Raw genomic sequence first — 941 nt, 5'->3', positions numbered from 1 at the left:
CGCAAGCATGGCGTAACGAACGTCCGGATCTGGATCACCATGGATTGGCGATTACTCTCCGAATCCGAAGCCTCGCCATGTTGATCGATCACCATATAGAGGTAATCGCGGACGACCTTGAACTGGGGATGAAGGATCTCATGCTGCTGTTCGCTTTACGGCGAAGCGGCCCGCCTTACTGCATGCGCCCAACCGATGTCTTTCGTCTGCTKAAGGTGACGTCAGGCGCCGCCACCTATCGAGCGGACAAATTGGTAGAACGCGGYGTCGCCAACCGCATTCCCGATCCACGTGATCGCCGAGGTCAATTGATTCAATTGAGTGAGGAAGGAATGCGTTTGGTAGATGTCGCTATCACCCGTCTGGCGGAATCGAGTTCAAAATGCCTCAATTCGCTCGATAGCAAAGAAGGTGAGCTTGATCAGATTGGCCATCTGTTGCATTCGTTGGAGGCCGGGTGGATGGCGATTACTCCCCTTAGTGAAAACCCGCTCGCACGCTCTGACGATTCTGGTCTGTGATGAGCAGTCCAAAACGGTGGATGAGTGGAAGTCGCCGATTGGAAAAGCAGGCAGCCCCTTTCAAGGCTTGATCTTTTTAAGATCTTCGAGTAACTCGAGCAGTTTCTGCAATTTCTTCTCACCAAACTGCCGCTGGATCTCGAGGTAATTGCGCTCCATCCCTTCGCTCATCGACAAAAAGCATTCATGCCCTTGCTCGGTCAGATTGAGGAAAATGCGGCGCTGATCTTCAGCCGTTTTCCTGCGAATGACCAGGCCATCGCGCTCCAGGCGCTTGAGCACACCACTCATGCTGGGCTTTAAAATACAAGCCTGATGTGCCAACTGATGACTTTCCAGTTCGCCTTGTTGACGAAGAATTCGAATGACTCGCCACTGCTGCTCGGTCAAGTCATGATCGTTCAGGCCAGGACGAAAAAA

Annotated in this window: 2 protein-coding genes; one reads left to right on the top strand and one right to left on the bottom strand. The window is 52.5% G+C overall.

The window, feature by feature from the left end:
• Positions 1–521: MarR family winged helix-turn-helix transcriptional regulator (locus tag AC1DRJ_RS29805; RefSeq protein ID WP_477805284.1), on the top strand; the 521-nt coding region annotated here is incomplete at its 5' end.
• A 60-nt stretch (positions 522–581) separates the two neighbouring features.
• Here AC1DRJ_RS29805 and hpaR read toward each other — a convergent pair.
• On the bottom strand, positions 582–941 hold a 360-nt coding region (gene hpaR / locus AC1DRJ_RS29800; protein WP_477805283.1), incomplete at its 5' end, for a homoprotocatechuate degradation operon regulator HpaR.

This window comes from Pseudomonas sp. P5_B2, from assembly GCF_056400445.1.
Note: the sequence above shows the minus strand (reverse complement) of the source record. Positions and strands in the feature narration are given on the sequence as shown.